The sequence below is a fragment of the Bacillus cereus group sp. BfR-BA-01349 genome, from assembly GCF_022663795.1.
GTDB classification, from domain to species: Bacteria; Bacillota; Bacilli; order Bacillales; family Bacillaceae_G; genus Bacillus_A; species Bacillus_A cereus.
The window spans coordinates 1-25,281 of record NZ_JAKUGE010000056.1 but is presented as its reverse complement, the minus strand read 5'-3'; the positions used below and the strand labels follow the sequence as shown (position 1 = coordinate 25,281).

Genomic DNA, 25,281 nt, shown 5'->3' with positions numbered 1-25,281 from the left:
ATACCACTTATATTTAGAAGCTTTTTCCTTTTTAAAATAAAAATAAAAAGACTGTTTGTTGTTATCTAAAATTAGTAACAACAAACAGTCTTACTTATGTAGCGATCTAGATTCGTATTTTACTTACTTAATTAACTAATCCAAATGCATACGACATTAACTTATTTGTCTCTGTAAAACGTTTTGTTTTATTTGATGTCCCCATGACCACTGTAATAATTCGATTATCACCTTGCTTTACAGTCCCAGTAAAACAGTATCCTGCACTATCTGTAAATCCAGTCTTTAGTCCGTCCATTCCTTCTATATATAAACTTTTATTATTTTTATTTAACATGTCGTTTGTGCTTATAACATTAATATTATTAAATGCTAGCTGACTTTGGCGTAAGTGAGTCACTTCTAATATTTCCGGATAATCTTTTATAAGATGATACGCCAATTGCGCTACATCAGCAGCCGTCATTTTTGTTTCACTTCCATCCGGCTCTTGTAATCCAGAAGCATTTGCAAATTTAGCATGTTCCGACATTTTTAACTGTTTCGCTTTTGCATCCATAAGCTGAACGAAATCTTTCTCCGATTTTGCCATATGTTCTGCTAAAGCCACAGCTGAATTATTAGCTGACTCAATCATTAATGCATGATATAAATCTTTAACAGTTAATGTATCATTAACTTGTACTGGGATTCTCGCTCCCTCTGTTTGTGCCGCCTTCGCACTCATTTTTACTGGATCTTCCCAGCGAACTTTCCCGTTATGTATACTCTCTAGTAAGAGATACGCTGTCATCATCTTAGACATACTAGCCGGTGCAAAAGCTTCATTTTCATTATATTGATAAATAATATCTCCATCACTCGCATCGATAATCATAGCTGCTTTTGCGTTAATTTCTGGTGGGATGTACTTTGGCGGGACTACTTTTTCAGTAAATCCTGCTTTAGGTAGTTCTGCCACTTGCAAAGGTTGTCCCTCTACATTCGCTATGCTCTTTTGATTTCCTTGGAATAAGAACCAACATATCCCTAAAATAATGACTAATAGGACTGTCATCCTTCCCCATTTTAACCGATTCATTTCAAAACTCCTTTAGCAAACCTTTTATACGCTCACATTTAACCTTAACAACAATTCCTTTATACAGTCAAGGTAAAAGGTATATTTATTCATAGTACAGCAATGATTATTTTAATTTATTTATGTTAAACTTACAATATTGAAACGTAAGAATATTCAATAATAAAATCTCGTAAATAAAGCGAAACTTTAATCAGCCCCCCAATCGGGCTACCCGTCAAATAGCGAGATAAACTATTTAATAGAAGGGATTCATACAAATGCTACTTCCAAAATCATTAAAATATGGAGACACAATTGGGATCTACTCCCCTTCTTCACCAGTAACCTACACTTCTCCAAAAAGATTTGAACGAGCAAAATCTTACTTACAACAGAAAGGGTTTCATATATTAGAAGGTTCATTAACAGGTCGATATGATTTTTATCGTTCTGGTAGTATACAAGAGCGTGCTGAGGAGCTAAATGTCTTAATAAGAAATCCTAATATTTCTTGTATTATGTCAACAATTGGTGGGATGAATTCAAATTCAATATTACCTTATATTGATTATGATGCTTTTCTAAAGAACCCTAAAATAATGATTGGGTATTCAGATGCAACTGCTTTATTACTAGGAATTTACGCCAAAACAGGAATCCCTACATTTTATGGACCAGCTCTCGTCCCTTCCTTTGGCGAATTTGAACCTTTTGTTGATTGCACATACAAATATTTTGCTGAAACTTTACTACATGATCATTCTCTTCCTTATCATATAAAACAACCATTATTTTGGTCAGATGAATTTATTAATTGGGAAGAAAAGACGAAGGAGAAAGAACTTCGACCAAACGATTGGATTTCAGTAATTGATGGAAAAGCTACTGGGCGTATTATTGGCGGGAATTTAAACACGATACAAGGAATTTTGGGTAGCCCCTATATGCCACATATTCAAGAAGGCGACATTCTCTTCATTGAGGACAGTTCAAAAGATGCAGCTACTATTGAAAGAAGCTTTTCATTACTTAAAATTAACGGTGTATTCGATAAAATTTCAGGTATCATTCTTGGAAAACATGAGCAATTTGATGATTGTGGTACAAATCGAAAGCCTTTTGAAATACTATTAGAAGTACTTCAAAATCAAAGAATTCCTTTTCTAGCTGACTTCGATTGTTGTCATACACATCCCATGATTACCATGCCTATCGGTATTCAAGTAAAGTTGGATGCAACAAATAAAACGATACATATTGTAGAACCTTGGAAAAAATGAATGCATAGCTTCTATTGTTTTACAATAAAAGCCATGATACTATATAATTTGGAATGTGAAAAATTAAACAAAATACGTTCCAATATCTATTATTAGGAAAAGATAGATATAAATATATATTTATATGTAAAAGAGAGTGAATAAATGAAACCAACTATTAAAAATTACGTATTTTTACATGTAGCTTTTTTGATATATTCTATCATTATGGTTTACATGAAATGGGCAGCTAAATTCCCCATTGCTTCCATCTCATTTTTTGTTGCTTATTTCGGACTAGTTATACTTTTATTCGGATATGCAATTTTATGGCAACAAGTAATTAAACATTTCGAAATTTCAAAAGCATATTCACATCGCGGAATTATTATACTATGGTCAATGCTTTGGTCAGTATTTCTATTTGGAGATACGATTCAGTGGAATCATTTACTTGGTGCGGCTATTATTATCGTCGGAATTGTGGTGGTGACAAAAGATGAATAGTTATATGTTATTATTTATTTTCGGGATAATTTTAGCTAATTACTCACAAATATTATTAAAAAAAGCTACTTTGCAACAATACGATTCTAGAATAAAAGAATATGTGAATCCTTATGTTATTATCGGCTACTCTTTATTTGTAATTAACGCCGGATTAAATGTTATCGCCATGAAGGGTATGGCATTAAAACAAGCATCAGCATTAGAATCCTTAAGTTATATCATCATATTAATTTTTGGTTGGTATTTCCTAGGAGAAAAAATAACGAAACGTAAACTCATCGGCAACATGATTATTATCGTTGGTGTAATCGTTTATTGTATCCAATAGTAAAAAGCTCCGTTTATCACAAACGGAGCTTTTTACTATTGACCTAAATTTTGCACTTTATCTTTCAAATCTCGAACTTGATCTACCGTCTGCATAAGCTCAGAGTTTTTAAATTGCTCTACATCCACTTTCCCTTCTTCTATCTTTGTCTTCGCCGTATCAATTAACGTATTTAACTTTTCGTTATATCCGACGATTTGTTGATGAAGATCCTTTGCTACATCAGGTGGCGTTAATTCATTGAATGCGGGTATATCTTGTTTAATTTCACTAAGCTTCGTTTCTAATTCTTTTCGAGCCTCGCTATCATTAACGGCCTTTTCTGCTAATGCTGGTGCATCATTTGCAAATGCACTTATTTCATTTACATAGTCTGTCGCTTTTTGCGCGTAATCTAGGGAGTTCTTTCCTTCCTCCACTATTGAACATCCCATTAAACCAATTGAAACTATAAATACTAATACAATTGATTTTATTTTCATTTTAGACCCCCTTCGTCCTTATAATTGTCTGTAATTTTCTCTATACATAACTTCTAGCTAAATTGTTTATAACCTTTTTCAAATAGTTATTTATCCTCTTACATGCCCTATTATCGTTACAACATCTATTTCTATATGTACGCTTATAATATCTTCAATTATATCCATATACCCTTGTCCTATAGCTGTTCCATAGTGTAATGTAAGCCCCTTCTTTTCATACACTGACTTTGGCACTGAAAAAATAAATCTCCTCAAGTTTCTTTCATCAACTGGTTCCATAATTAAAACAATCCCATCCTCATCAAACATATACGCTCGCCCTCCAACTTTACATTCACTATGGCTCAGTATTGCCTTGGTCAGCAAAATTTAAAACATAATAAGTTAAGATACACTCCGCTCTATCATAAAGTGAAACTTTAATTAACCCTCACCAGTCGAGTCTTTATCGGCAAATAGCAGGATAAAAATAAAAAGCATTCATTCTTTTTTGTTAAGAATAAATGCTTTTTAAAAAATCAATTTCTAACTCTAGCATCTTTTTTTGACGAGGTTTTACTTTCCTTACGGGAACTCCAGCGTAAATATACCAATCATCTAAACTCTCTTTTACCATACTCATCGCGCCGACTGCCGTACCTTCTCCTACAATTACATTTGGAAAAATAATAGAATTGGCACCAATAATCACATGTTTTTTTAAAAGAACTTTTTCTGCTTTCACATTCCTATATTGATTCGGGACGGTTGGCCCCATTAATGTATTTCCACTGAAATCATCAAGTACTGCATATACGATTGTTTTAGCTGAGATGTTTGCAAAATCATGCATTTCAATCCCAACTTCCCCTCCATATAACGCTGTATACGCTGATATGTGCGAATAACTTCCAATTGTGATTTTACCACTTAAAATGCAAAAATCATCAATTCTTACATGATTGCCAACTGATATAGCACTCGGATTATATATACTTGCTTTTTTACTAACCAATACATTTTTCCCAACAGATAAAAATCCAATTTCCTTTAGTTCTTCTTAACTATAAAAACTATTCATCTACCGACACCACCTTCTGCTCTAAACAGATTACAATTTGCTCTACTAGTTCTTTCGTCATTCCTTCCCATAAAGGTAAACTTACGATTCGTTTTGCTATTTTATTCGTCTTTGTTAAATCTGTAGACTTATAGTTTTTAAAAAGAACTTGTTGGTGGCAAGATGGTGAAAAGTATAATCTAGCTTCTATTTTCTGTTTTTTCAATTCTTCTATTACTTGTATGTTGCGAACTTCTTCTGGACAAATGATAGGCATAAATTGGTGAATAACTGCTTCTGTCTTTTGGACTTTCCACCCTTTTTTCATTAACCCAGTATTTTGTAACAACTGTTTATACCATTCAGAAATACGAGTGCGTTCTTTTAATTTTTGATCCCACTTTTTTATAGTCGCAATCCCAATAGCTGCTGCGTATTCAGACATTTTACAATTAAACCCCATCATCGTACATTCACGATTTTTATCAAATCCGAAATTCCCCATTCTTTTAATACGTTGTATATCTTCTTCGTTTTTACTATATATGAGCCCTCCTTCACCAATTCCGAAAGGCTTTGTTGCATGAAAGCTATATACGATCATTCCACTAAAATCTTGACCGTAATGCATTCCTCCATTCATTAAACCAAATCCCGGCGCCGCATCTACGACAACCGGAATCCCCTTCTTCTCTAATTCTTCATATTCTTCTAAGTTCATCCATGATCCAAAAGTGGCGTACGGGACAACAATCGCAACCTCTTCTTTTAATTCTTCTATCTTATGCAAAAGTACGGTTTTATCCATATACCAATCATCTATTGAAATATCAATAAAGTAAGGTTCCAATCCACACCAAATAGCGGCTAAGGCAGTCGCAGGGAATGTAAAGCTAGGCATGAGAGCATACTTTCCCTTTCTTCTTTTCTTTAGTTGAATAGCCGCCATTAACCCTAACGTTGCGTTTGCTACTGTTGTAACAGCTCCCCTGTTTTGAAAAAATGACGAAATAATTGTTTCCTCAAAACGTTGATTTATAGGTCCATAATTCGTATATATGTGAGATGTATCAATTTCCTTCAATTCATCCAAATACTCACTTACAGGTACAGTTGAAGCACGTAAAAAAGGAATACTCTCCATATCTATCTATTCCTTCCTATCATTTTCGGACAATATAGAGCATATCTGTTTCAGATAATCCAAATTTCCTAGCACTTTTCATTCCTTGTTTTTCCGCTATGTTATATAATTCCACCTTAAATCCTGCATTCATTAATCGTTGAATAAATCCCGATTGATTATAAATTCTCACATGATCTTCTTGACCAAAAGCTAATTTCCTCAATTGTGGTGTTACAATTAATTCATTCTCTACAATAAAATCTACATTCATTACGATTGGTACTTGAATAATTCCCCATCCATTTGGCTTTAACACTCTATATAACTCTCGCATTGCTTTGTCATCATCAGGAACGTGTTCTAACACATGACTACATAATATTACATCAAAAGTATTACTATCATATGTAATCCTTGTAACATCAATTTCCTTCATTAATGGATCCTTTGGTTCTAAGTCACCACATACATACGTAATATTTTTATACTCGTTAAACCAATCTCTTAACTTCGCTTCAGGTGCAATATGAAGCATAGTATAGTTTCTATTTAACAAGTCCGTTTCCGTTTCAATGTACGCACGATACAATCTTTCACGATCCATCGAATTACAAACTGGACATATCCCTGTATCTTTATTCCACATCTCAAATTTATATTTCGGAAAATCATAATGTGCTGGCCAAGGTGAAAATTTTTCAAATTGTTGATTGCAATATTGACAATAACAACATTCTTTCTCGAACATATGAGCAACTAACTTGTTTAACCCTTTTTTTATCTTTTCATTATAAATTTGATCTAGTTCGCCATTTCTTACTGCATCCTTAACTATAAATCCCGCATTTTCTAAACAATAAGATAAACTCTCTTTATACTCACTTTCGGAGCTTAAAAATCCACTATTATATGCATCTATAATTAATTCAATCCACTCTTCAATTGTCATTAAAATAAAATGCATTTGTTTTTGATTTTGTCCACTATGTTGTCTAAAATAACTAAGAGGTTCTTGTATATAAACTACTTTTCCTTTCCTCATCATATCTAGCCAAGTTGCAATGTCATTAATAGCAGAATAAGCCTTTCCTTTAAAATATCCAAACTTCCCGTCAAACAAATTCCGATTAAACAAAACAGTTGTCGGCTCACCAACTACATTTTTCAAGTTTTTTAACATATAATTCCCTAATTCTTTTCCTTCAAAAAGTGTAGTTTCTTTCGCGATTTTCATATTTAATGTTGAAGGTGGTAATATCTCTCCATTCTCATCAATCAGTTCACGATATGACGTCACAAATGAAATATTTTCTAACGCCAAAAAGTATTTCATCATTCTCTCGATCTTTTCATGATGAAATAAATCATCATCTAATAAAAAGTTTATATAGTCCCCATTCGCAAGTTCTACACACTTATTAAAGTTTTCGGCAACTAACGGTGTTTCATTTTTTACATATGTAATACACTCATATTCACGTAAGTACGGTTGAATCATAGCATTGACTTCATTATTTGTACTGTCGTCAGAAATAATAATTTCAATATTTTCATATGTTTGATTCAAAGCGCTGTTGAGTGCTAATTCTAAGTAATAAGGTCTATTGTATGCAGGAATAAGTATACTTACTTTCGGTAAAGAAGAATTATTATTTATATGTTGTTTTTTCTTTTCTATGTTTATTTTCTTCGCTCTAATTTTTTGGTAATAGTCTAATGTATATAATATTGATGATGGAACTATCCTTCTTGCATAATCTAGAAAATTAGTTATCGCTTTGTCTAACTCTTTTTCAGTGGATAAGAAACCATATTGTTCTCCTGCTATAATACTGTGTGAAAAATCTTCTAACCCATCCATCATTTTATTAGATTCATTTAACTGTTGATCTGGATGTAATCGAAAGTAACTAAGTGTCTCTGCTATATATACAGCTTTTCCTTTACTTAATAAAGATAACCATGAAGCTATATCTACGTTACATAAATACCGCCTCTTATCAAAAATCCCAAACGGTTCTTGTAAATCATTTTTACGAAATAAAACTGTTGTCGGTTCTCCAATATAATTTTTTTGATCCACAATTACCTTATTTCCTAATTCTGTTCCCGCTATAATGGTATCCTCTTCAAATAAACGGACAGTCGAATAAATATGTCGTAGCTCTTTCCCTTTATCATCAATGACTTGACGATGAGATGTTACAAGCTTAATTTCATTATCTAAATCATCGAAAAAATACTTCATCATTTTTTCAATTTTATTCACATGAAATACATCATCATCCATTAAAAAATTTATATATTCACCGTTCGCTTCATTAAATAACATTAGCGCATTTTCAAATTGTCCGAGAGTTGATCTATTTTTTATATAAATAATATTTGAATGATCACATAAGTATTTTTGTAACACTTTTTCTGTTTCATCATTCGTGCTGTCATCTCCAACTATAATTTCTATATTAGGGTACGTTTGTTCTAACACACTACATAGCGCCTTTTCAAAGTAACGAGGACGATTATACGTAGGAATTAATACACTTACCAACGGAAGTTGCTCTACCACCTCTTCAGTTCTTTCAATACGAGTTCTCATTTTAACTCTCTCACCTCTTCGCATATTATTTATATACGCGACACAAAAATCACATTACTTTAACTGTATGGAGCCTATATACTTTTATGCAAACATGAAACAAATTATCATACTTTTCGTTCCTGAATAAACATATTTAATAATGCGGACATTTTATTTGCACCTTTTTTATTCATATGATCACTATCATAAAAATCATCGTCACAAAATAATGGCGAATCAAATAGATCTATGATTTGAAAAGAATATTGAGTTTGAAAATCATTTATAACTTTATAAAAATCTTCTTTTAATTTTTTACTACTACAATTGAAATAATGTGAAGTAACAGGGAACACAACAATTAGTGGTTTTATATCGTTTTTTAACAGTAAATCTAAATATTTTTTAAAAATCATTTTATTTTCAACTAAAGTATGAGGGTACGACAATTTAGCATGTGAAGCTGCTCTTATTTTCCCGTGTTCTTCAAAAGGAATATGAAGAGGAGTAGTATTCCACTCAGCATTTATCCAAGGCAGTATCAATGATTCATCTTTTAGTTCGTCTAATAAAATATATTCAAAATGCAAATTAAAAATAGAAAGAAGTGGTTTCGGAGTATTTAGATGGGAGAATCCATCAGTGGGTAGAGGAGAGTGAACTACAGTATGATGACCATCTTGAAACAATGGATAATATACTTTGTGAATTCTATATGATTCGGAGGATAACGACATATCAAAGTAAAACGAGAAATAGGCTATTCCTATTAAACAATATTGAAATGAATGATTGTTTGATAAAAGTTGTGACGCTATTAAATAATCATAGTATAGATCTTGCGATGGAAGTGTTAATTTTATTGACTTTTTTGAGAGAAGCTCCGTACTTATGCCACAATGCGGATAAGACAAACCGGTAGCAAACAATTCATACGTCGGATCACTCTTTGCTTTTTTCATAGAAATGTATAAAGACATAAGATCCGGATTTATTTGATAGATAGAAATTAATTTATCTTTCCATTCATACATGTATTTTGTTAAATTAATAATTTTTGAACTTTGCACGCCCCTATTTATCAAGTCATTTGTAAGTTTTTCTGCGTCCCCTCTCCAAATGACTATATATTGAAAAGAACTTTCTATACGAACAACATCTGAAACGTCCACAACATGAACTATTGTTTTACATTTATTTTTGTCTAACGTATTTCGAATCCTATCCCCTGATAATTCATCACTTAAAACAATGATTTTATATTGCTCCTTCATGTACATCCCCTCCATTATATGTATAATATGAAATTCATTTTTAATTCGTAACAATCATATACACCTGCAATCTAACAAAAAAATAGCTCCACCATTAGGCGTAGCTATTTTTACAATTATTGCTTATTCAAATTATATTCCTTTATCTAACTCATAAAGTTTACGATACTTTTCATTTTCTTTCAGAAGTTGTTTATGACTACCTTGCATGACAATTTGGCCACGATCAAGGAATATAACTTCGTCTACATGTTCTATTCCTACAAGATGGTGCGTAATCCAAATAACTGTCTTTTCTTCCGTTGCAGAAAACATTGTTTCAATTAAAGACAATTCTGTTTTTGGATCTAAACCGATAGTCGGTTCATCAAGTACAATAATTGGTGTTTCTTGCATAAGAGTTCTAGCAAAAGCAACCCTTTGTCTTTCCCCACCAGAAAACCGCTTTCCCATTTCATGCATTTTTGTTTGTAATCCGGCTGGAAGAGAAGTAACATGTGAAGCCAATTGTGCTTTCTCTAAAGCTTTCCATATCTCTTCATCCGTCGCCTCTGGTTTGCCAATTCGTACATTATTTCCAATTGTCGTATCAAACAAATGCGGCTTTTGATTTAATACAGAAATATATTTAGATAAAAGATTCGTATGAGCTCGTTCACCATTTAGTACAACTTGGCCATTTACTGGGCTTAACGCCCCTGTTAACAATTTTAGTAAAGTAGATTTCCCTGTCCCACTTCTCCCTAAAATAGCAATTTTCTTCCCTGCTTTTATTTGTAATGATACATCTTTTAATACAATCTCATTACTATCTGGATAACTATACGATACGTGATTCAGTTCAATATCTACATGTTTTGGTTCAATATAATCTTTCTCTCCATGCAAATCCGTTTCATCATGTAAAACACTATCACTTTCTACGCCATTAAGACGATGGGTAGATTCTACATACGACGGTATTCGATCGATGGCATCTGCAATAGGAATAAGCGCGTTCGTTACAGATAAAGTCATTAATACGAAAGCTGCGATAACTGTAGGAGCAATTTGTTCACTTGCCGCTTCATTCCCAGTCCATATGATCATCGAAATAACTACAATACCTACTACTAATTGAATGATACTGTCCCGAATATGATACCAGCGTTTCACTCTCTTTTCGATTTTTAACAACTGATCATTTTGTTTTACATACTCATTAATAAATTCATCTTTACGACCACTTGCTTGCCAATCAGATAATCCAAAAACAGCATCTGTCAGTTGTTGATACAAACGGTTTCTTCCTTGCTTTAAAGTAACATGATGTTTCTTCATCAAAAGTAATGATACAAACGGAAGAAGAAAAACGATAATAGCTAACATACAACCTACAATAAGTGCAAAAACAAAATCAAATGCACCGATAACAAGTACGAAGATACTATAAACAACTAGCGCTAATATGCTAGGAAATATTGTACGTAAATATAGGTTTTGCAAATGCTCTATATCTTCGGATAACACTCCTAACATATCACCCGTTTGAAATCGAGAACGGAAAAATAACGCCTGTGGTTCTACTATTCTATATAGCCTCGTTCTCATTTTTTCTAATATACGTAGTACGACATCATGTCCGACTAAGCGCTCTATATAATGAAATACAGCTTGCCCTATACTAAACGCTCTTGTTGCAACAATAGGAACATATACAGCCATTACATTTTCTGGTCTAAGGGCAGATTTTGAGATCAAATAACCTGAAATAAAAAGTAACATCGCTCCTGAACTAACTCCAAGAAGACCAAGGAAAATAGTTAAAGTCATTCTACCTTTATTTTGTTTTATATAAGGTTTAACCCAGTTACTCATTTCTCTCCCCTCTCTTCCCTATGAAAATGTAATGTCTCATTCTCTAAAAGTTCTTCATACGTCCCACTTTCTTTCATTTCCCCTTTATTTAAAATAAGAATATGGTCCATTTGTTTCATCCAATGTAGACGGTGGGTTGCTAAAAATACTAACTTTCCATTAAATAGACGTAACATCGCTTGCTTTATTTCAAATTCGGTTTCAATATCAAGATGTGCCGTAGGCTCATCTAATAAAATGATTGGTTTTTTACTTAAAAGCGCACGCGCCATAGCAACACGCTGTTCTTGTCCGCCACTTAGCATACGTCCACCTTCCCCAATTCTTTCGTGCATCCCATTTGGAAGTGATGTAACGAGTGAACGAAGGCCGACTTCATTAATAACTCTTTCAACTTCTTCATCTGTTGCATTTGTTTCATAAAAACGAATGTTATCCTTTAACGAAAGCGGAAAAATATAAGGTTGCTGCGGAATATAAGCGATATTTTTTTGCCAATCTTCACGAGTAGATCCATCAACTTCTACACCATTTACTAACATCTTTCCACTCGAAGGAGATAAAAAACCTGCTAATACGTCGATTAACGTCGATTTGCCTGCACCACTTTCACCAATAACACCAATAGCACCGTTACCTTCCCAAGTAAAATTAATTCCTTCTAATATAGCCTTTTCAGATTCAGTATTATTAACTTTGATGTCTTGTAATTTCAAGCTACTAGAGGCATTCCATACTATATCTTCATTTAAATCTTTCTTTTGTATTCTTTTTTGTTGTTGCAAAATCTCTTCTATTTGCTCCATCGCAATTTGTCCATCTAATGTTGCATGATAATTTGCTCCCACTTGTTTAATCGGCAGAAAATATTCCGGAGCTAAAATCAAAATTGTAAGGGCTGGTAATAGTATAATCGTTCCATCTATTAAACGTATCCCTAATCCAACTGCCACAAACGCGATTGATAAACTCGTAAAGAAATCTAATGCAAAAGAAGAAAGAAAAGCAACTCGCAAAGTACGCATCGTTGCTTTTCTATATCTTTTACTTACTTTTTCAATCTTTCCTTCGTGCTGTTCACTTTTCCCTAAATACTTTAATGTTTCTAAACCTTTTAACGTATCTACAAAATGGTTCGAAAGTACACGATATATCTCATACTGACTATCTGCCATTTTTTGCGCTGCTAATCCGAGAAGAATCATAAATATGATCACGATAGGAATCGTTACAACTAAAATGATTCCAGACTCAATATCTAGCGTAAAAACATATAGTACAATTAGACCTGGAACAATGCTACTTCTAATCATTTTAGGAATCGTTAATTCAATATATGTTTTAAATTTCTCAATCCCTTCAATTGATAAGGTAACCAGATGACCAGTCCCAACAGTTTGAACATACCTTGGACCTAATGTGAAATATGCCTCTATTAGTTGTTTTCTTAGTAACGACCCTGTTTTTTCAGCAAAACGTTCCACTAATATTTGTGATGTTCGAACTACTATGTGACGCGCTGCAAACGCGATACCAAAATAAACAATTTCACTTAATATTGTTTGTACTGTCTCTCCATGAAATAAAAACGTAATAGCTCGTGCTAAAAAGATTGTTTGCGCAATAATACTAAAAGCTTCTAAAATACTAATAATCGTTAACGCTACATATAAAATACGGCTACCGGGATAAGACGGAAGTCCTCTTTTTCTTTTCATTAGTACTCCAAATCGTTGTCTGACTTAACAGGTTGTCTAAATACATAATAACTCCATATTTGACTTCCGATAACGAAAGGCAAAATAGCAATCGCAAAGTAAGTCATAAGTTTTAATGCATAAGCCCCTGATGCTGCGTTGTAAATTGTCAAATCATTCATTGCTCCTAAAGAGCTAATCATAACACGTGGGAACATACCGATAAATACACTCGCACTTAGTAAAATGATTGTTAAACTCGTCATAAAGAAAGCCCAACCATCTCTTCTTCTTTTATTTAATAAAGTGGACACTAATAGTGCTACAAAAGCTCCGATTGGCACCATAATCCATTCTGTTCCATGAGCAGTGAAAATGTCGGTTTTCCATAACCCCACACCAGCAAAAACAAGAAGTGTAATTAATGAAAATGGTGCAATTTTTATTGCAGCAATTCGTGCACGTTCTCTCAATTTACCAGTTGTACGTATCGTAAGAAATTGTAATCCGTGAACAATACATAGTAGGAGAAACATTACTCCTCCAAGTAACGCAAATGGATGAAGTAATTGCAGGAATCCACCTACAACATTTTTACTCTCATCAATAGGTACACCTACCATAAAGTTTGCAATCGCAACTCCCCAAAGGATAGGAGGTAACATACTTCCAATAAACATCCCCCAATCCCATGCACTCTTCCATTTATGATTATCTATTTTCGCACGAAATTTAAAGGAAACACCTCTTAAAATTAAAGCAAGAAGCATAAATACAAACGGAATATAAAAACCACTAAATAAAGTTGCATACCAGTGCGGAAATGCCGCAAACATGGCTCCGCCAGCACAAACAAGCCATACTTCATTCGCGTGCCAGAACGGTCCTATTGTATTTAAGTAAACTCGTTTTTCAAAATCATTCTTTCCTAAAAACCTCGAAACCATTCCTACCCCAAAGTCGAAACCTTCCAGTACAAAGAATCCAACAAATAAGATTGCAATAACTAAAAACCATAACTCATTAAGAGATAACATACTCTTCCTCCTTATCAAATGGATCATGGCTTTGATAATCCTTTTTCGTTTTCTTATTCTTGTGGCCCTTAATGGTACGAACAAATAAGTACACACAAATTCCACCCATAATTAAATACATTGATGTGAATGAAATAAGTGAGAATAATACTTCACCGAATGTTACATTTGGTGATACAGCATCTTCTGTTTTCATTACACCAAATACAACCCAAGGTTGACGACCCATTTCAGTCATAATCCACCCTACTGTATTACCGATGAATGGAAGAGAAATTGCATACACCATTAATTTTAAATACCACGTTTTTTCCGCTAAACGATCTTTTCTTGATAAGAACCATCCGTAAGCTCCTAGAAGAAGCATGAATGTTCCACTCATTACCATCGCTCTAAAACTCCAAAACATTGTATGCACTGGAGGAATATAATCTCCAGGTCCATATTTTTCCTCATATTGTTTTTGAATTTGATTCATCCCTTCAACTTGACCGCTAAACTTATCATACGATAATAGACTTAGCATATAAGGGATTTGAATTTCAAACGAATTTTCTTTCTTCTCTGTATCAATTTTCGAAAATACTGTAAATGGTGCTGGATCCTCACTTGTATTCCATAGCGCTTCGGCTGCCGCCATCTTCATTGGATGTGTCTTAATTAATTGTTGCGCTTGTGCATGACCGAAGAATAATACAAGCGCCGTTGTAATTGTTCCAACAATGATAGAAATTCGGAAAGATTTTTTAAATACTACAGTTTCTTGTCCTTTTGTAATTTTCCATGCACTTACACCAGCAATAAAGAATGCACCTGTTGCAATTGCCGCTGTAATTGTATGCGGGAATTGTACCCATAGTTGTGGGTTTTGAATAATGGCTAAGAAATCATTCATTTGCGCACGACCATCAGCTGCCATTTCATACCCGACAGGTGACTGCATAAATGCACTTGCAGTTAAAATCCAGAATGCTGATAACATCGTTCCAATTGAAAGGAGCCAAATACACATTAAGTGAATTCGCTTCGGTAATTTATCCTCACCGAATACCCATAAACCTAGGAATGTAGACTCAATGAAAAATGCCAGTAATCCTTCAATCGCAAGTGATGGACCAAATACATCACCTACAAAACGTGAATACGTTGACCAGTTCATACCAAACTGGAATTCTTGTAAAATACCTGTTACTACACCTACTGCAAAGTTAATAAGGAATAATTGCGTCCAAAACTTTGCCATCTTCTTATATACTTCTTGCCCTTTTACCACATACAACGTTTGCATGATCGCAATAATAAAAGCTAAACCAATTGACAGCGGAACAAAAAAGTAATGGAAAATCGTTGTTGATGCGAACTGTATTCGTGCCAATTCGAGCGTTTCCATACTAAAATCACTTCCTTCATAGTTTTTATAATAAAAGTTAATTGAGCAATCTTATCAAACTCAATTATTAAGAAATACGAAAAGACAAAAACATTTTGTATGTATTGTCGAAAAATATGAAGTTTCAGTTTTTCAAACTATTGTAATGCTATTTTTTACCTTTTCACTATTTCTGTAGTGTTTTATTCGTTAATCGAATTGTATAATATACCTGCATAGTAAATTCAGGTTATTTTTGACGTATTATTGACATCATTTTGTCTGAAATATGTCTTTTGTCATTTTTTTGAATCAGATTTTTTTCATTAGCAAAATGTGTTTTTTCAATATACGGCTTACTTTTATATCTATAAAACAATCGTTTTTTCTTCATACACTTGACTTTCACCCGAAAAAATGTCCTCGAAACCACCCACGATAAATGCTTGTTTTTTGTCAAGAGAAAAATGTATTTTCAAAATTCAAACTCGAAATAATGTTATTCAAAAATAGAAAATAACTTCCCTCTTCCTCGACTAAAAGTTCATTTTTTTGTCATTTTTCCAGAACAAATAAAAAAAACTGAAAGTCGATTAGACTCTCAGTTTTTTTATTTATTTTGCTGTATGTTTTCTAACGGCTGGTAAAATTTCAGTAGCAATTAATTCAATATTTTTCTCAATTTTATTAAATGGTACACCACCAAAATCAATTTGTGCCATAAAGCGTTGTTGGCCAAATAATTCATATTGGTAAAGCATTTTCTCAATGATTTGTTGTGGGCTACCAACCATTAAAGCATCACGGTAATCTATTGCATTTGTAAATTGCTGTTTCGGATACCCACCACCGCGCAGTGTAAGCATACCAGCATTAATGTGAGGGTAATATTCACTAAGTGCATCTTGTGAATTTTTTGCCGTATAAAATAAACTCGTTGTCGCAACTGGTAAACTAGCTAGATCAAATCCGCTTTGCTGAGCAGCCTCGCGGTAAGCATCTACTGACACTTTAAAGTTAATTGCTGGACCACCAAGTGTTGTTATCATCATTGGCACACCTGCACGTCCTGCTTTAATTGCACTAGCTGGTGGACCTCCAACTGCACGCCAAATTGGTAAGTTATTATTTTTCGCTCTCGGAATAACCGATGCATGTGCGAGCGGTGCTCTGAACTGTCCATTCCATGTTACATGTTCCTCGTTATTAATTTTTAATAAAAGATCCATCTTCTCTTCGAATAATTCTTCATAATCATTCACGTCATAACCAAGTAAACTATATCCTCCAATACGAGATCCACGACCAGCCACAATTTCTGCACGTCCATTAGAAATCAAGTCAATGGTAGCGAAATCCTCATATACTCGAACTGGGTCAGATGTACTTAATATCGTTGCGGAACTTGCAATTTTTATATTTTTCGTAGTTTGTGCAATAGCTCCTAAAATAACTGTATGAGCTTGTGTTGTAAAATGCGTTTGATGACTTTCGCCTACAGCAAACACATCAAGCCCTGCCTCATCTGCTAACTTAGCTGTTTCAATTAGTTCGTGAATTCTTTTTTCTGGCGTAATTTTCTCCCCATTATGTGGATTTAAAACATGATCACCAATTGAATATAATCCAAACTCAATTCCTTTTCTTATATCTATACGGTATTTTTCCATAGTTACTCTCCTCTTTAATAAAGTAGTATTAGTTTTTTTCTAAAAACGTTGGTAAGTCAAGTATATCTCCGTATTACCTATACCTTCACTCGATTAGTCAATTGATAGTGTAAAAAAAATTACTCTTGCGGTAATTCTTTTTTTTTCACTATGCTTATGAACTTTCGTCATTAGCTCGTATAATATTTTCTGCTCTTCTTCATTTAATACATCATCAAAAAACGAAGATTGAAATGCAAGTTGCTCTGGCAATGCTTTCTCTAAGGCCGATTCCCCTTGCTCTGTAAGACTAATTGTTTTCGTTTTCCAATCTTGTTTTCGTACAATATATCCTTCTTTTTCAAGACGAGTTAACATTCGAGAAATGCCACCTTGTGTAACAGTTACCTTTTCAGCTAACTCCATTTGTGTTAGTGGTTGATACGTACGTATTTGCAAAAGCACATCAAATTGAGCTGTCGTTAAATCAAAACGTTTTAAAAACTCATTTGACATTTGATTACTTTGGTTCGTAAATCGTATTAAACGTAACCATATTAATGATCCTATCGTATTATCACGCATGTTTGATCACTTCCTATCGTGAATCTTACTATCACTTTACTACGCAAGTGATAAAAAAGCAAGAGAAAATGTAATAAATATAGCGATAGAGTATTGTATAAATAATGATAAGTAAGAATTCATATAAACATGAATTCTTACTTATCATTATTCTTAACTTTTCATTTCATTCATTACTATATTTAAAGCTGCCATAGCTTTTGGCCAACCAACGTAAAAAGCCATATGTGTTATTAATGCAACCAATTCATTCTCCATAACCCCATTTTGTTTAGCTAGCTTCAGATGAAATTGTAATTGTTCTGTATTACCGAGACTGATTAGTGCTGACACAGTACACAAGCTTCTTTCTCTTAATGTTAAAGTGGCATCCCGCCACACTTCCTCAAATAATATCTTTTCACTATAATGAGCAAATGCAGGTGACATTTCTCTCATTTTCTTTTTAATATGTACTTCAATAAGTTCGTTTTTCATTTTTTTCTCCCTTTATTTTCACCATTTGTGCTATTCCTTGACCAAATGACCAGTTTTCAGCAGCTGTCTCATTTAGTGTAATAAAAATATCCGAAGTTTTAAAATCGGAATATTCCGTAATTTTCAAGGGTACGGATTGATACAAATCTTTTTTCTGTTGCACCGTTCTTCCCGGTCCACATGTAATAGAAACATAAATCATATTCTCTGTTCTCTTTTCTCCTCTTTCCAACAAATAATATGGATTATATAAAAATTTGTTTTGTTGGTAAGGTAGGAACATTTGAAAATAATCATTTTCAGGGATGTTAAAATGTTCAATTAATGAAAGATGGATACATTCACCCATTTTTTCCAACTCTTCTTCATTTAATATGTTTTCAGAATAATAAATCTTCACAAAAGGCATAGACTTTCATTCCTTTTCTTATTTTTAATATACAACAAAATTTCATCGTGAAATGTGTAAAATCTCATATACTGTAACACCTTTATTCACTACACTATCAGGTTTCTCTTCATAAAACTCAAACCTACTATATCTCCATTTATCCGGATTATAAACGATTACATCCCCTAAACACTTTTCATTGTTTTGTACATTTTCATTCATCGTGTTTAATTGAGTCCCAACCAGCGTTTTACTTTGAGAAATACTTCCCGCATATTCAACAACATATCTACTTTTCTTAAATCCATCACTTAGATTAACAACTAATGGAACACCTATATTTATTTGTTGCCATCCAAAAGATTGTAAAATATTATCATAATATCCTTCAAAGATAAATTTGTTCATTCCTTCATGGCCATTCCAAATATATAAAGGTGCATAACAGTTATAGAAATTCCCGTCCTTACCTACCTCAGTAATTAAATAAGCTTTAAAATTCAGGTCTTGAAAACCATCAGTTTTATGCCCATTATCCTTTACCCTATTCCTAATAATCTTTATATTATAATCCTTTGGCAAAATGACCTTATATTGCATTCCAATCATGTTTATCACTCACTTTCTATCCTATATACATAATGATAAACCGATGATTGACTAACGTAAAATAGGTATAAATTATGTTTGGTATCATTTATAATGATAGTGCATAAGGGGCTGAGATATATGGAAATAAATGATCTTATCATATTCAAAACTGTTGCCAGTGAGGCTTCTATTAGTAAAGCTGCTAAAGAGTTAGGATATGTTCAACCGAACGTAACTGAGCGAATCAAAAAATTAGAACAAGAATTAGAAACGCCTTTACTACATAGAGATAACAAAGGCGTTTCCTTGTTACCTGCTGGTGACATTTTATTAGATTACACGAATAAAATATTAACTCTATTAGAAGAAGTAAAAGATGAAATTAAAACGAGTGGTTCTTCTTATATAATAGCGACGTCACAATCTATTTTGACAAATTATTTAAGTAAGCGTATTGAAGAAAACTTCAGAAATTATCAAATATATGTAGAAAGTAGTAGTCATTTGCAAAAATTACTTCAGCAACAAAAAGTTGATATGGTCATAACTTATGAGGATTATCCTGACGCATCGTTTAAAAAAGTGTTCACGACCTCAATTTCTGTAGGCTTATTAAAAGCGAAAGAAAAATGTACCATTGATTATTCAAAAGAAATTTTCTTCGTTAGCAATGACAAAAAGTGCCCTTTTAGAAATAAGACGATACAATTTCTAAAAGAAAACAATCTATCTCAGCAACAACTTCAACAGTTGGATTCTTATTCGCTTATGGAAGAGTTTATTGATGATGGAAAAGGAATAGCTTTTTTACCGATTAAAAATGATAAATTGGTACCAATTGAAGATGTTCCAGTTGAGAAATTAGCTGTTCATTTTTTTACAAATCAAAACTCTTTCAAACAAATCCCTGATGAACTATTTGGTTAATAAAAAATCCCTCCTTTATGAATCTAAAAGAGGGATTTTCATATTCTATACAATTGATTTTTCACACATTTTGCTCCACTTCTGCACTTTTCTCCTTCTTATTCCGTTTCATATTCTTCAGTCCCTTAACCGTGCCAACTAATCCTTTCGGGAAAACTAGCAATACGATAATGTACAATAAACCAAGAATAATCGTCCATCGTTCAAAGATCGGATACTCTGTAGCTAGTTCTGATAAATAATATTTTAGGGATTCAATAATCCCAGACCCAGCAATAGCTCCAATTAATGTTCCGACTCCTCCAATCATTGTCATCAAGAGTGCATTTAGTGTCATTTAAATTGAAAATACAGTCGTATTGACAAAGCGTAATGTAATAACAAATAAACCACCGCTAATCGCAGCTACTACTCCTGCAACAATGCTAGCAATAATTTTATAATGAAGCACTTTATATCCTAGTGCTTCAACACGTTGCTCATTTTGTGAAATTGCCTTTAATACTTTTCCAATAGAAGATTTGGTGAAAAGACGTAACAGAACAAAAATGATAAGTAAACATATAAGTGTTACATAATAAAACGTAAAACGATCACGGAATACGTCTGGTACACCAAATGTAAAACCATCTCCTCCGTGAGTGAGCCCACGCCATTTTTCAGCAAGGACGAAAAACAGCTGTGAAATAGCAAGTGTTAGCATCGCATAAAAATGACTTTTCAGCCGTAAAGAAAGTAAACCAATTATATAACTAACTATTGCTGAAATGATAATTGCAGCTACTATTCCAATTAAAAAGTTCGTTATTGATACGCCGTGTCGATCAAATAAAAGCGCTACCCCATATGCTCCTATCCCAAAGAACATACAATGACCGAACGATACAATTCCTGTATACCCAAGCAATACATCAAAACTCATTGCAAAAATAGCAAAGATGAAGATTTGAGTGAACAAAATTAACAGGCTCCGTGAATCATTTACGAACGGAAATACACTTAAACAAATGAGCATACATACTCCGAAGTATACTTTAATTCGGTCCGATGTGTTGTTCACCATTTCACCCCTTTTCACCAACAAGTCCAGTTGGCTTCACTATTAAGAAAAATAGTAACATTAACATATTAATTGCAAGTGATAAATCTGGTATAAAATACGCTGTAAAAGCACCAGCTAATCCGACAATTAAAGAAGCAATAGCTGAACCTTGAACGCTTCCTAATCCACCGATAATTACTACTATAAAAGCTAAAATTGCATACTGCATGCCCATCTCGGCGAAAATAACGCCCGAATACGGAGCTAATAAGAATCCTCCCAAAGCTGCCATCCCTGCTCCTAATAAAAAGACGAAAGAAAATATCGCTTTTACATTAATACCAAGCGCTTGAACCATTTCTTTATCCATTACACCTGCACGGATCATAAGACCTATCTTCGTCTTTTTGAGTAATAGTAGTAGTGCAATGTAAATAATTATCCCAATCAAAATAACAAATAGACGATATTTAATTAATATAATACCTCCGAATGTAAAACTTCCTTGTAACCATAACGGTAATTTTGCACTAATAGGGTTTGGCCCCCAAAATATTTTAATACACTCACTAAGAACGAGCATTCCTCCAAGCGTAACGAGCAGCTGTCGAACATGATTTCCATATACCGGTCTAATAAGAAACCTTTCTAAAATAAATCCTAGGAACATTCCCATGGCTACTGCTCCAACTAAAGCTAATATATAACTTCCTGTCATATTAAATAACCAAACACCTGTAAATGCTCCCCATGCAAATAAACCACCGTGTGCAAAGTTTAAAACGCTCATTAGACCGAAAATAAGTGAAAGACCTGATGCTAACAAAAAAATGAGCATCCCTGTTGAAATCCCATTTACAAATAAATTGATTAACACATCCACCCTTTTCACCTCGGATTCATGTTAAGAGATTCCTAAATATTTATGACACATTTCCTTATCCTTTTTTAATTCATTCATAAAACCGTTATGAACAATTCGTCCGTTATCCATAATGTAAAAATAATCCCCAATTTGACTAGCCATCATAAAATTTTGCTCAACAAGTAAAACTGTTGTTTTCTCTTTCATCTTCAAAATAGCTACCATTAATTTCTCCACCATTATCGGGGATAGCCCTTTGCTCGGCTCATCAATAAGTAATAATCCATCACTATTAATAAACGCTCTTGAAATAGCCAACATTTGCTTTTGCCCTCCGCTCAAGAGCCCACTTTTCTTATTCCAAAACTGCTTTAAATCCGGAAATAGTTCCAGCATCCACTCTATTTTCCCTTCTACTTCTTCACCTTTCCCCCTAGCAAGAGCGAATGTTTCTTCTACTGTCAAATCATGAAAAATACCTTGATTTTCTGGTACATACCCTATTCCTTTCCTTGAAATTAAATGTGTAGGTAATCCACTTACTTTTGCACTATCATAATAAATTTCACCATCTGCAATGCGGTGAAATCCCATAACTGAACGTAATGTCGTTGTTTTCCCTGCCCCGTTTCTACCAAACAGTACAGTAATCGTCCCTTTCTCAACAGCAAGAGATACTCCTTGCAAAATATGAAACTGATCTAAATACGTTTCTATATTATTCACTTGTAATAGTGCCACTATATAATCCCCCTAAATAAGCACTTTGTACACGCTCATCTTTCATAATTTCTTCTGGCAATCCTTCAGCCAATAACTCTCCATGAAATAAAACGATAAGATGATCTGACAAACCTAGTATCATATCCATTTTGTGTTCGATAAGTACAATTGTGCTCTCTGGATGTTTCTTAATATTTTCAATCACTTGTAATATAGCAGGGACTTCCTCAACCGAAATACCTGCCGTCGGCTCATCAAGTAATAACACATCCGTTTTTAAAGCCAATAACATCGCAAGTTCTAGCTTTCTTTTCTCTCCATGTGCCAAATCTTTCGCTAATATGTTCTCTTTCTCGTGAAGTAATACTGTTTTTAAGAAACGTCTCGCCTCTCCAACTTGTTGCTTTAATTTTGCTGAACTCGGGAAAAAACTATAGTAATCTTGTACGAATGATTGAACACTTAAACGGACATTTTCAAGTACCGTTAATTCTGGGAATATGTTTGTAAGCTGAAAAGAGCGACCGATTCCTAAGCGTGTTCGATCTGAAATCGATAGTTTTGTAATATCTTGCCCTTTAAAATACACTTCACCTGTTGTAGGTGAAATCTGTCCACTTAGTAAATTAAATAATGTTGTCTTCCCCGCACCATTTGGCCCGATAATAGAAATGAGCTTTCCTTTTTGGACAGTTAAATTTACATCTTTAATAACTTGATGTTCACCAAAAGATACACTAAGATTTTTCGTCTCTAGCAAATGTGTCACGAAATCCCTCCCTTTAAAGCCGTGAGTATGAAGGAAATATGTATAAAGAGGGTCCCCCCTCTTTATACAAAAACAACAGAAAATTCAGTCTATTTATTTTGAACTGGTGGTTCTGTTTCTTTCATCGTTAATTCTCGCTCTAACACTGGCACCGGATAATCAACACCATCTTGCTTTTTCAATGTGATAGAATACAGCGTCTGCATCGCTTGGTGGTCCTTCTCTCTAAACTTCATCTTTCCTTTCGGTGTATCAAATTCCATTCCTTCCATTTTCTTAATCAAGGTATCTACATCTGTATCACCTTTTGTTTTCTTTAAGGCTTCTACAATAGAAATTGCTGCTGACATTCCTCCCGCTGTAAACAAATCTGGCACTACACCATTAAAACGTTTTTTATGCTCTTCAACTAGCCAATCATTCACTTTATTTTTTGGAAGTGTGTGATAATATACAGAAAAACCTTGCATACCTACTAATGCATCCATTGTTTTTAATGCTGGTATATCTGGCGCACCTGTAGAAATTTTAATACCTTGCGCTTCCACATTCATATCTTTCAACTGTTTCCAAGGTGAATTTGCCCCTGCCCAAACGATAAATAAATAATCTGGTTTTGAACTAATGATATTTTGAATATTCGCTGTAAAATCTGTTGAATTTGTATCCGCGTATTGCTCATTCACAATGCTCGCACCTAATTTTTTCGCACCCGCTTTAAATGCAGCAATCCCTTCACGACCAAAAGCGTTATCTGGGGCAAATGTCGCAATCTTTACACCTTTTTTCGCAATTGCCGCTGCTCCTGCAATCGCATCTTGTGAGGAACTTCTTCCAGTTCTAAAAATATATTTATTCCAGTTCTTCCCGGTAATACTATCCGCAACTGCCGGTTCTACAACCATAATCTTTTCATATTCCCCGGCCAGTGGTAAAACCGCTAACGTATCACTTGAACTAGACGATCCAACTAAAAAATCAACTTTCTCTTCTTCTAATAACTTCGTAGCTTTTTTAACTGCTACATCAGCTTTCGTTTCTGTATCTTCTACAACAAACTTAATCTTTTTCCCATCTACTTTCCCAGTTCCACCAGTTGCATAGTCTAACCCTAATTCAAATCCGTTCACTGTTTGTTTTCCATACGATTCTAGCGGTCCTGTTAAAGAAGCAAGAACTCCTACCTTAATCGTTTTTTCATCCTCTGTACTTGTTTTCTTTCCTGAACAAGCTGCCGTTATTAATAACGAACCTAAAACACAACCAGTAAACATTGTCTTTAGCCACTTACGTTTTTTCATCGACATTGTGATCCTCCCCATACTTTACTTTCTGATAGAATCAAACACGCCAAAATCCCCTGTCCGTAATCATGACTAACTAATTCGATAGATAATGGAAAACTCTTGTAGTACCCTCTACATTCGGCACAAATATATAATCACCTTCCTATGTAATGGAAACGGACATACAATCAATATATATTCTGCAATCCAATTGAAAATACTGTTTCATTTCAGTAATGACCATACAAAAAGACTAACTTATTTTGAACTGAACCCAAAAAATTAGACAAATATATTAAGCAGCTACTAAGGATTGAACTCTGTATTGCACAGGGGACAATCCTTTTAGTT

General features: G+C 33.8%; 24 protein-coding genes and 1 pseudogene. 4 read left to right on the top strand and 21 right to left on the bottom strand.

Annotated elements, in window-relative coordinates:
* Positions 1-127 precede the first annotated feature (127 nt).
* A complete protein-coding gene (locus MR169_RS23675; RefSeq protein WP_242320119.1) occupies positions 128-1,081 on the bottom strand; it encodes a D-alanyl-D-alanine carboxypeptidase family protein in 954 nt (317 codons plus the stop codon).
* Between the two features lie 260 nt (positions 1,082-1,341).
* On the opposite strand from MR169_RS23675, the gene MR169_RS23670 reads away from it, so the two are divergent.
* The 3 genes from MR169_RS23670 to MR169_RS23660 all read left to right on the top strand — a co-directional run bounded on the left by MR169_RS23670 (position 1,342) and on the right by MR169_RS23660 (position 3,160).
* A complete protein-coding gene (locus tag MR169_RS23670) occupies positions 1,342-2,343 on the top strand; it encodes a S66 family peptidase (RefSeq protein ID WP_098877179.1) in 1,002 nt (333 codons plus the stop codon).
* A 144-nt stretch (positions 2,344-2,487) separates the two neighbouring features.
* The gene (locus MR169_RS23665) at positions 2,488-2,829 is read left to right on the top strand and encodes an EamA family transporter (RefSeq protein ID WP_000805125.1); all 342 of its coding nucleotides are present in this window, start codon (positions 2,488-2,490) and stop codon (positions 2,827-2,829) included.
* Positions 2,822-3,160: an EamA family transporter gene (locus MR169_RS23660; protein WP_001089868.1), complete on the top strand. Its 339-nt coding sequence runs from the start codon at positions 2,822-2,824 to the stop codon at positions 3,158-3,160. The genes MR169_RS23665 and MR169_RS23660 overlap by 8 nt, the downstream gene beginning before the upstream one ends.
* 35 nt (positions 3,161-3,195) lie before the next feature.
* On the opposite strand, the gene MR169_RS23655 is transcribed toward MR169_RS23660, so the two are convergent.
* From MR169_RS23655 to MR169_RS23585, 15 genes are all read right to left on the bottom strand, one after another.
* Positions 3,196-3,642, bottom strand: coding sequence for a DUF6376 family protein (locus MR169_RS23655; RefSeq protein ID WP_242320118.1), 447 nt, complete (start codon positions 3,640-3,642; stop codon positions 3,196-3,198).
* A 90-nt stretch (positions 3,643-3,732) separates the two neighbouring features.
* Positions 3,733-3,954: a hypothetical protein gene (locus MR169_RS23650; RefSeq protein WP_000459116.1), complete on the bottom strand. Its 222-nt coding sequence runs from the start codon at positions 3,952-3,954 to the stop codon at positions 3,733-3,735.
* Positions 3,955-4,138: 184 nt separating this feature from the next.
* Entirely contained in the window at positions 4,139-4,669 is a 531-nt protein-coding gene (locus MR169_RS23645) for an acyltransferase (RefSeq protein ID WP_242320125.1), read from the bottom strand.
* Positions 4,670-4,697: 28 nt separating this feature from the next.
* The gene (locus tag MR169_RS23640; protein WP_242320117.1) at positions 4,698-5,828 is read right to left on the bottom strand and encodes a DegT/DnrJ/EryC1/StrS aminotransferase family protein; all 1,131 of its coding nucleotides are present in this window, start codon (positions 5,826-5,828) and stop codon (positions 4,698-4,700) included.
* 19 nt (positions 5,829-5,847) lie between these two features.
* Positions 5,848-8,409 (bottom strand): glycosyltransferase, encoded by a 2,562-nt coding sequence (locus MR169_RS23635; RefSeq protein WP_242320116.1) that lies wholly within the window; start codon positions 8,407-8,409, stop codon positions 5,848-5,850.
* A gap of 107 nt (positions 8,410-8,516) precedes the next feature.
* A complete protein-coding gene (locus tag MR169_RS23630) occupies positions 8,517-9,665 on the bottom strand; it encodes a hypothetical protein (RefSeq protein WP_000664248.1) in 1,149 nt (382 codons plus the stop codon).
* 132 nt (positions 9,666-9,797) lie between these two features.
* Complete coding sequence (gene cydC, locus MR169_RS23625) at positions 9,798-11,522, bottom strand: thiol reductant ABC exporter subunit CydC (protein ID WP_053512680.1); 1,725 nt, start codon at positions 11,520-11,522, stop codon at positions 9,798-9,800.
* Positions 11,519-13,240 carry a thiol reductant ABC exporter subunit CydD gene (gene cydD / locus MR169_RS23620; RefSeq protein ID WP_000824022.1) on the bottom strand — a complete coding sequence of 574 codons (1,722 nt, stop codon included), beginning with the start codon at positions 13,238-13,240 and terminating at the stop codon, positions 11,519-11,521. The genes cydC and cydD overlap by 4 nt, the downstream gene beginning before the upstream one ends.
* The gene (gene cydB / locus MR169_RS23615; RefSeq protein WP_000950083.1) at positions 13,240-14,256 is read right to left on the bottom strand and encodes a cytochrome d ubiquinol oxidase subunit II; all 1,017 of its coding nucleotides are present in this window, start codon (positions 14,254-14,256) and stop codon (positions 13,240-13,242) included. The genes cydD and cydB overlap by 1 nt, the downstream gene beginning before the upstream one ends.
* Positions 14,243-15,646 (bottom strand): cytochrome ubiquinol oxidase subunit I, encoded by a 1,404-nt coding sequence (cydA, locus tag MR169_RS23610; RefSeq protein WP_000448869.1) that lies wholly within the window; start codon positions 15,644-15,646, stop codon positions 14,243-14,245. The genes cydB and cydA overlap by 14 nt, the downstream gene beginning before the upstream one ends.
* A 593-nt stretch (positions 15,647-16,239) precedes the next feature.
* Positions 16,240-17,295, bottom strand: coding sequence for an LLM class flavin-dependent oxidoreductase (locus tag MR169_RS23605; protein WP_044795746.1), 1,056 nt, complete (start codon positions 17,293-17,295; stop codon positions 16,240-16,242).
* Positions 17,296-17,388: 93 nt separating this feature from the next.
* Positions 17,389-17,859: a MarR family winged helix-turn-helix transcriptional regulator gene (locus MR169_RS23600; protein ID WP_242320115.1), complete on the bottom strand. Its 471-nt coding sequence runs from the start codon at positions 17,857-17,859 to the stop codon at positions 17,389-17,391.
* 153 nt (positions 17,860-18,012) lie between these two features.
* Positions 18,013-18,336 (bottom strand): carboxymuconolactone decarboxylase family protein, encoded by a 324-nt coding sequence (locus tag MR169_RS23595; RefSeq protein ID WP_000787201.1) that lies wholly within the window; start codon positions 18,334-18,336, stop codon positions 18,013-18,015.
* Entirely contained in the window at positions 18,317-18,745 is a 429-nt protein-coding gene (locus MR169_RS23590) for a tautomerase family protein (protein WP_242320114.1), read from the bottom strand. The genes MR169_RS23595 and MR169_RS23590 overlap by 20 nt, the downstream gene beginning before the upstream one ends.
* Positions 18,746-18,787: 42 nt before the next feature.
* Positions 18,788-19,336 carry a DUF4865 family protein gene (locus MR169_RS23585; protein ID WP_242320113.1) on the bottom strand — a complete coding sequence of 183 codons (549 nt, stop codon included), beginning with the start codon at positions 19,334-19,336 and terminating at the stop codon, positions 18,788-18,790.
* A 120-nt stretch (positions 19,337-19,456) separates the two neighbouring features.
* Here MR169_RS23585 and MR169_RS23580 point away from each other — a divergent pair, with 120 nt between their 5' ends.
* Positions 19,457-20,245: a LysR family transcriptional regulator gene (locus MR169_RS23580; protein ID WP_086392220.1), complete on the top strand. Its 789-nt coding sequence runs from the start codon at positions 19,457-19,459 to the stop codon at positions 20,243-20,245.
* 61 nt (positions 20,246-20,306) lie between these two features.
* On the opposite strand, the pseudogene MR169_RS23575 reads toward MR169_RS23580, so the two are convergent.
* The 5 genes and pseudogenes from MR169_RS23575 to MR169_RS23555 form a co-directional block, all read right to left on the bottom strand.
* A pseudogene (locus MR169_RS23575) lies at positions 20,307-21,260 on the bottom strand (branched-chain amino acid ABC transporter permease).
* A 49-nt stretch (positions 21,261-21,309) separates the two neighbouring features.
* Complete coding sequence (locus tag MR169_RS23570) at positions 21,310-22,170, bottom strand: branched-chain amino acid ABC transporter permease (RefSeq protein ID WP_000382787.1); 861 nt, start codon at positions 22,168-22,170, stop codon at positions 21,310-21,312.
* 21 nt (positions 22,171-22,191) lie between these two features.
* A complete protein-coding gene (locus tag MR169_RS23565; RefSeq protein ID WP_001196696.1) occupies positions 22,192-22,893 on the bottom strand; it encodes an ABC transporter ATP-binding protein in 702 nt (233 codons plus the stop codon).
* Positions 22,871-23,644, bottom strand: coding sequence for an ABC transporter ATP-binding protein (locus tag MR169_RS23560; RefSeq protein ID WP_000149337.1), 774 nt, complete (start codon positions 23,642-23,644; stop codon positions 22,871-22,873). Before MR169_RS23560 ends, MR169_RS23565 begins: the two co-directional genes overlap by 23 nt.
* A gap of 89 nt (positions 23,645-23,733) precedes the next feature.
* Entirely contained in the window at positions 23,734-24,951 is a 1,218-nt protein-coding gene (locus MR169_RS23555; protein WP_000062005.1) for a substrate-binding domain-containing protein, read from the bottom strand.
* Between the last annotated feature and the right edge of the window lie 330 nt (positions 24,952-25,281).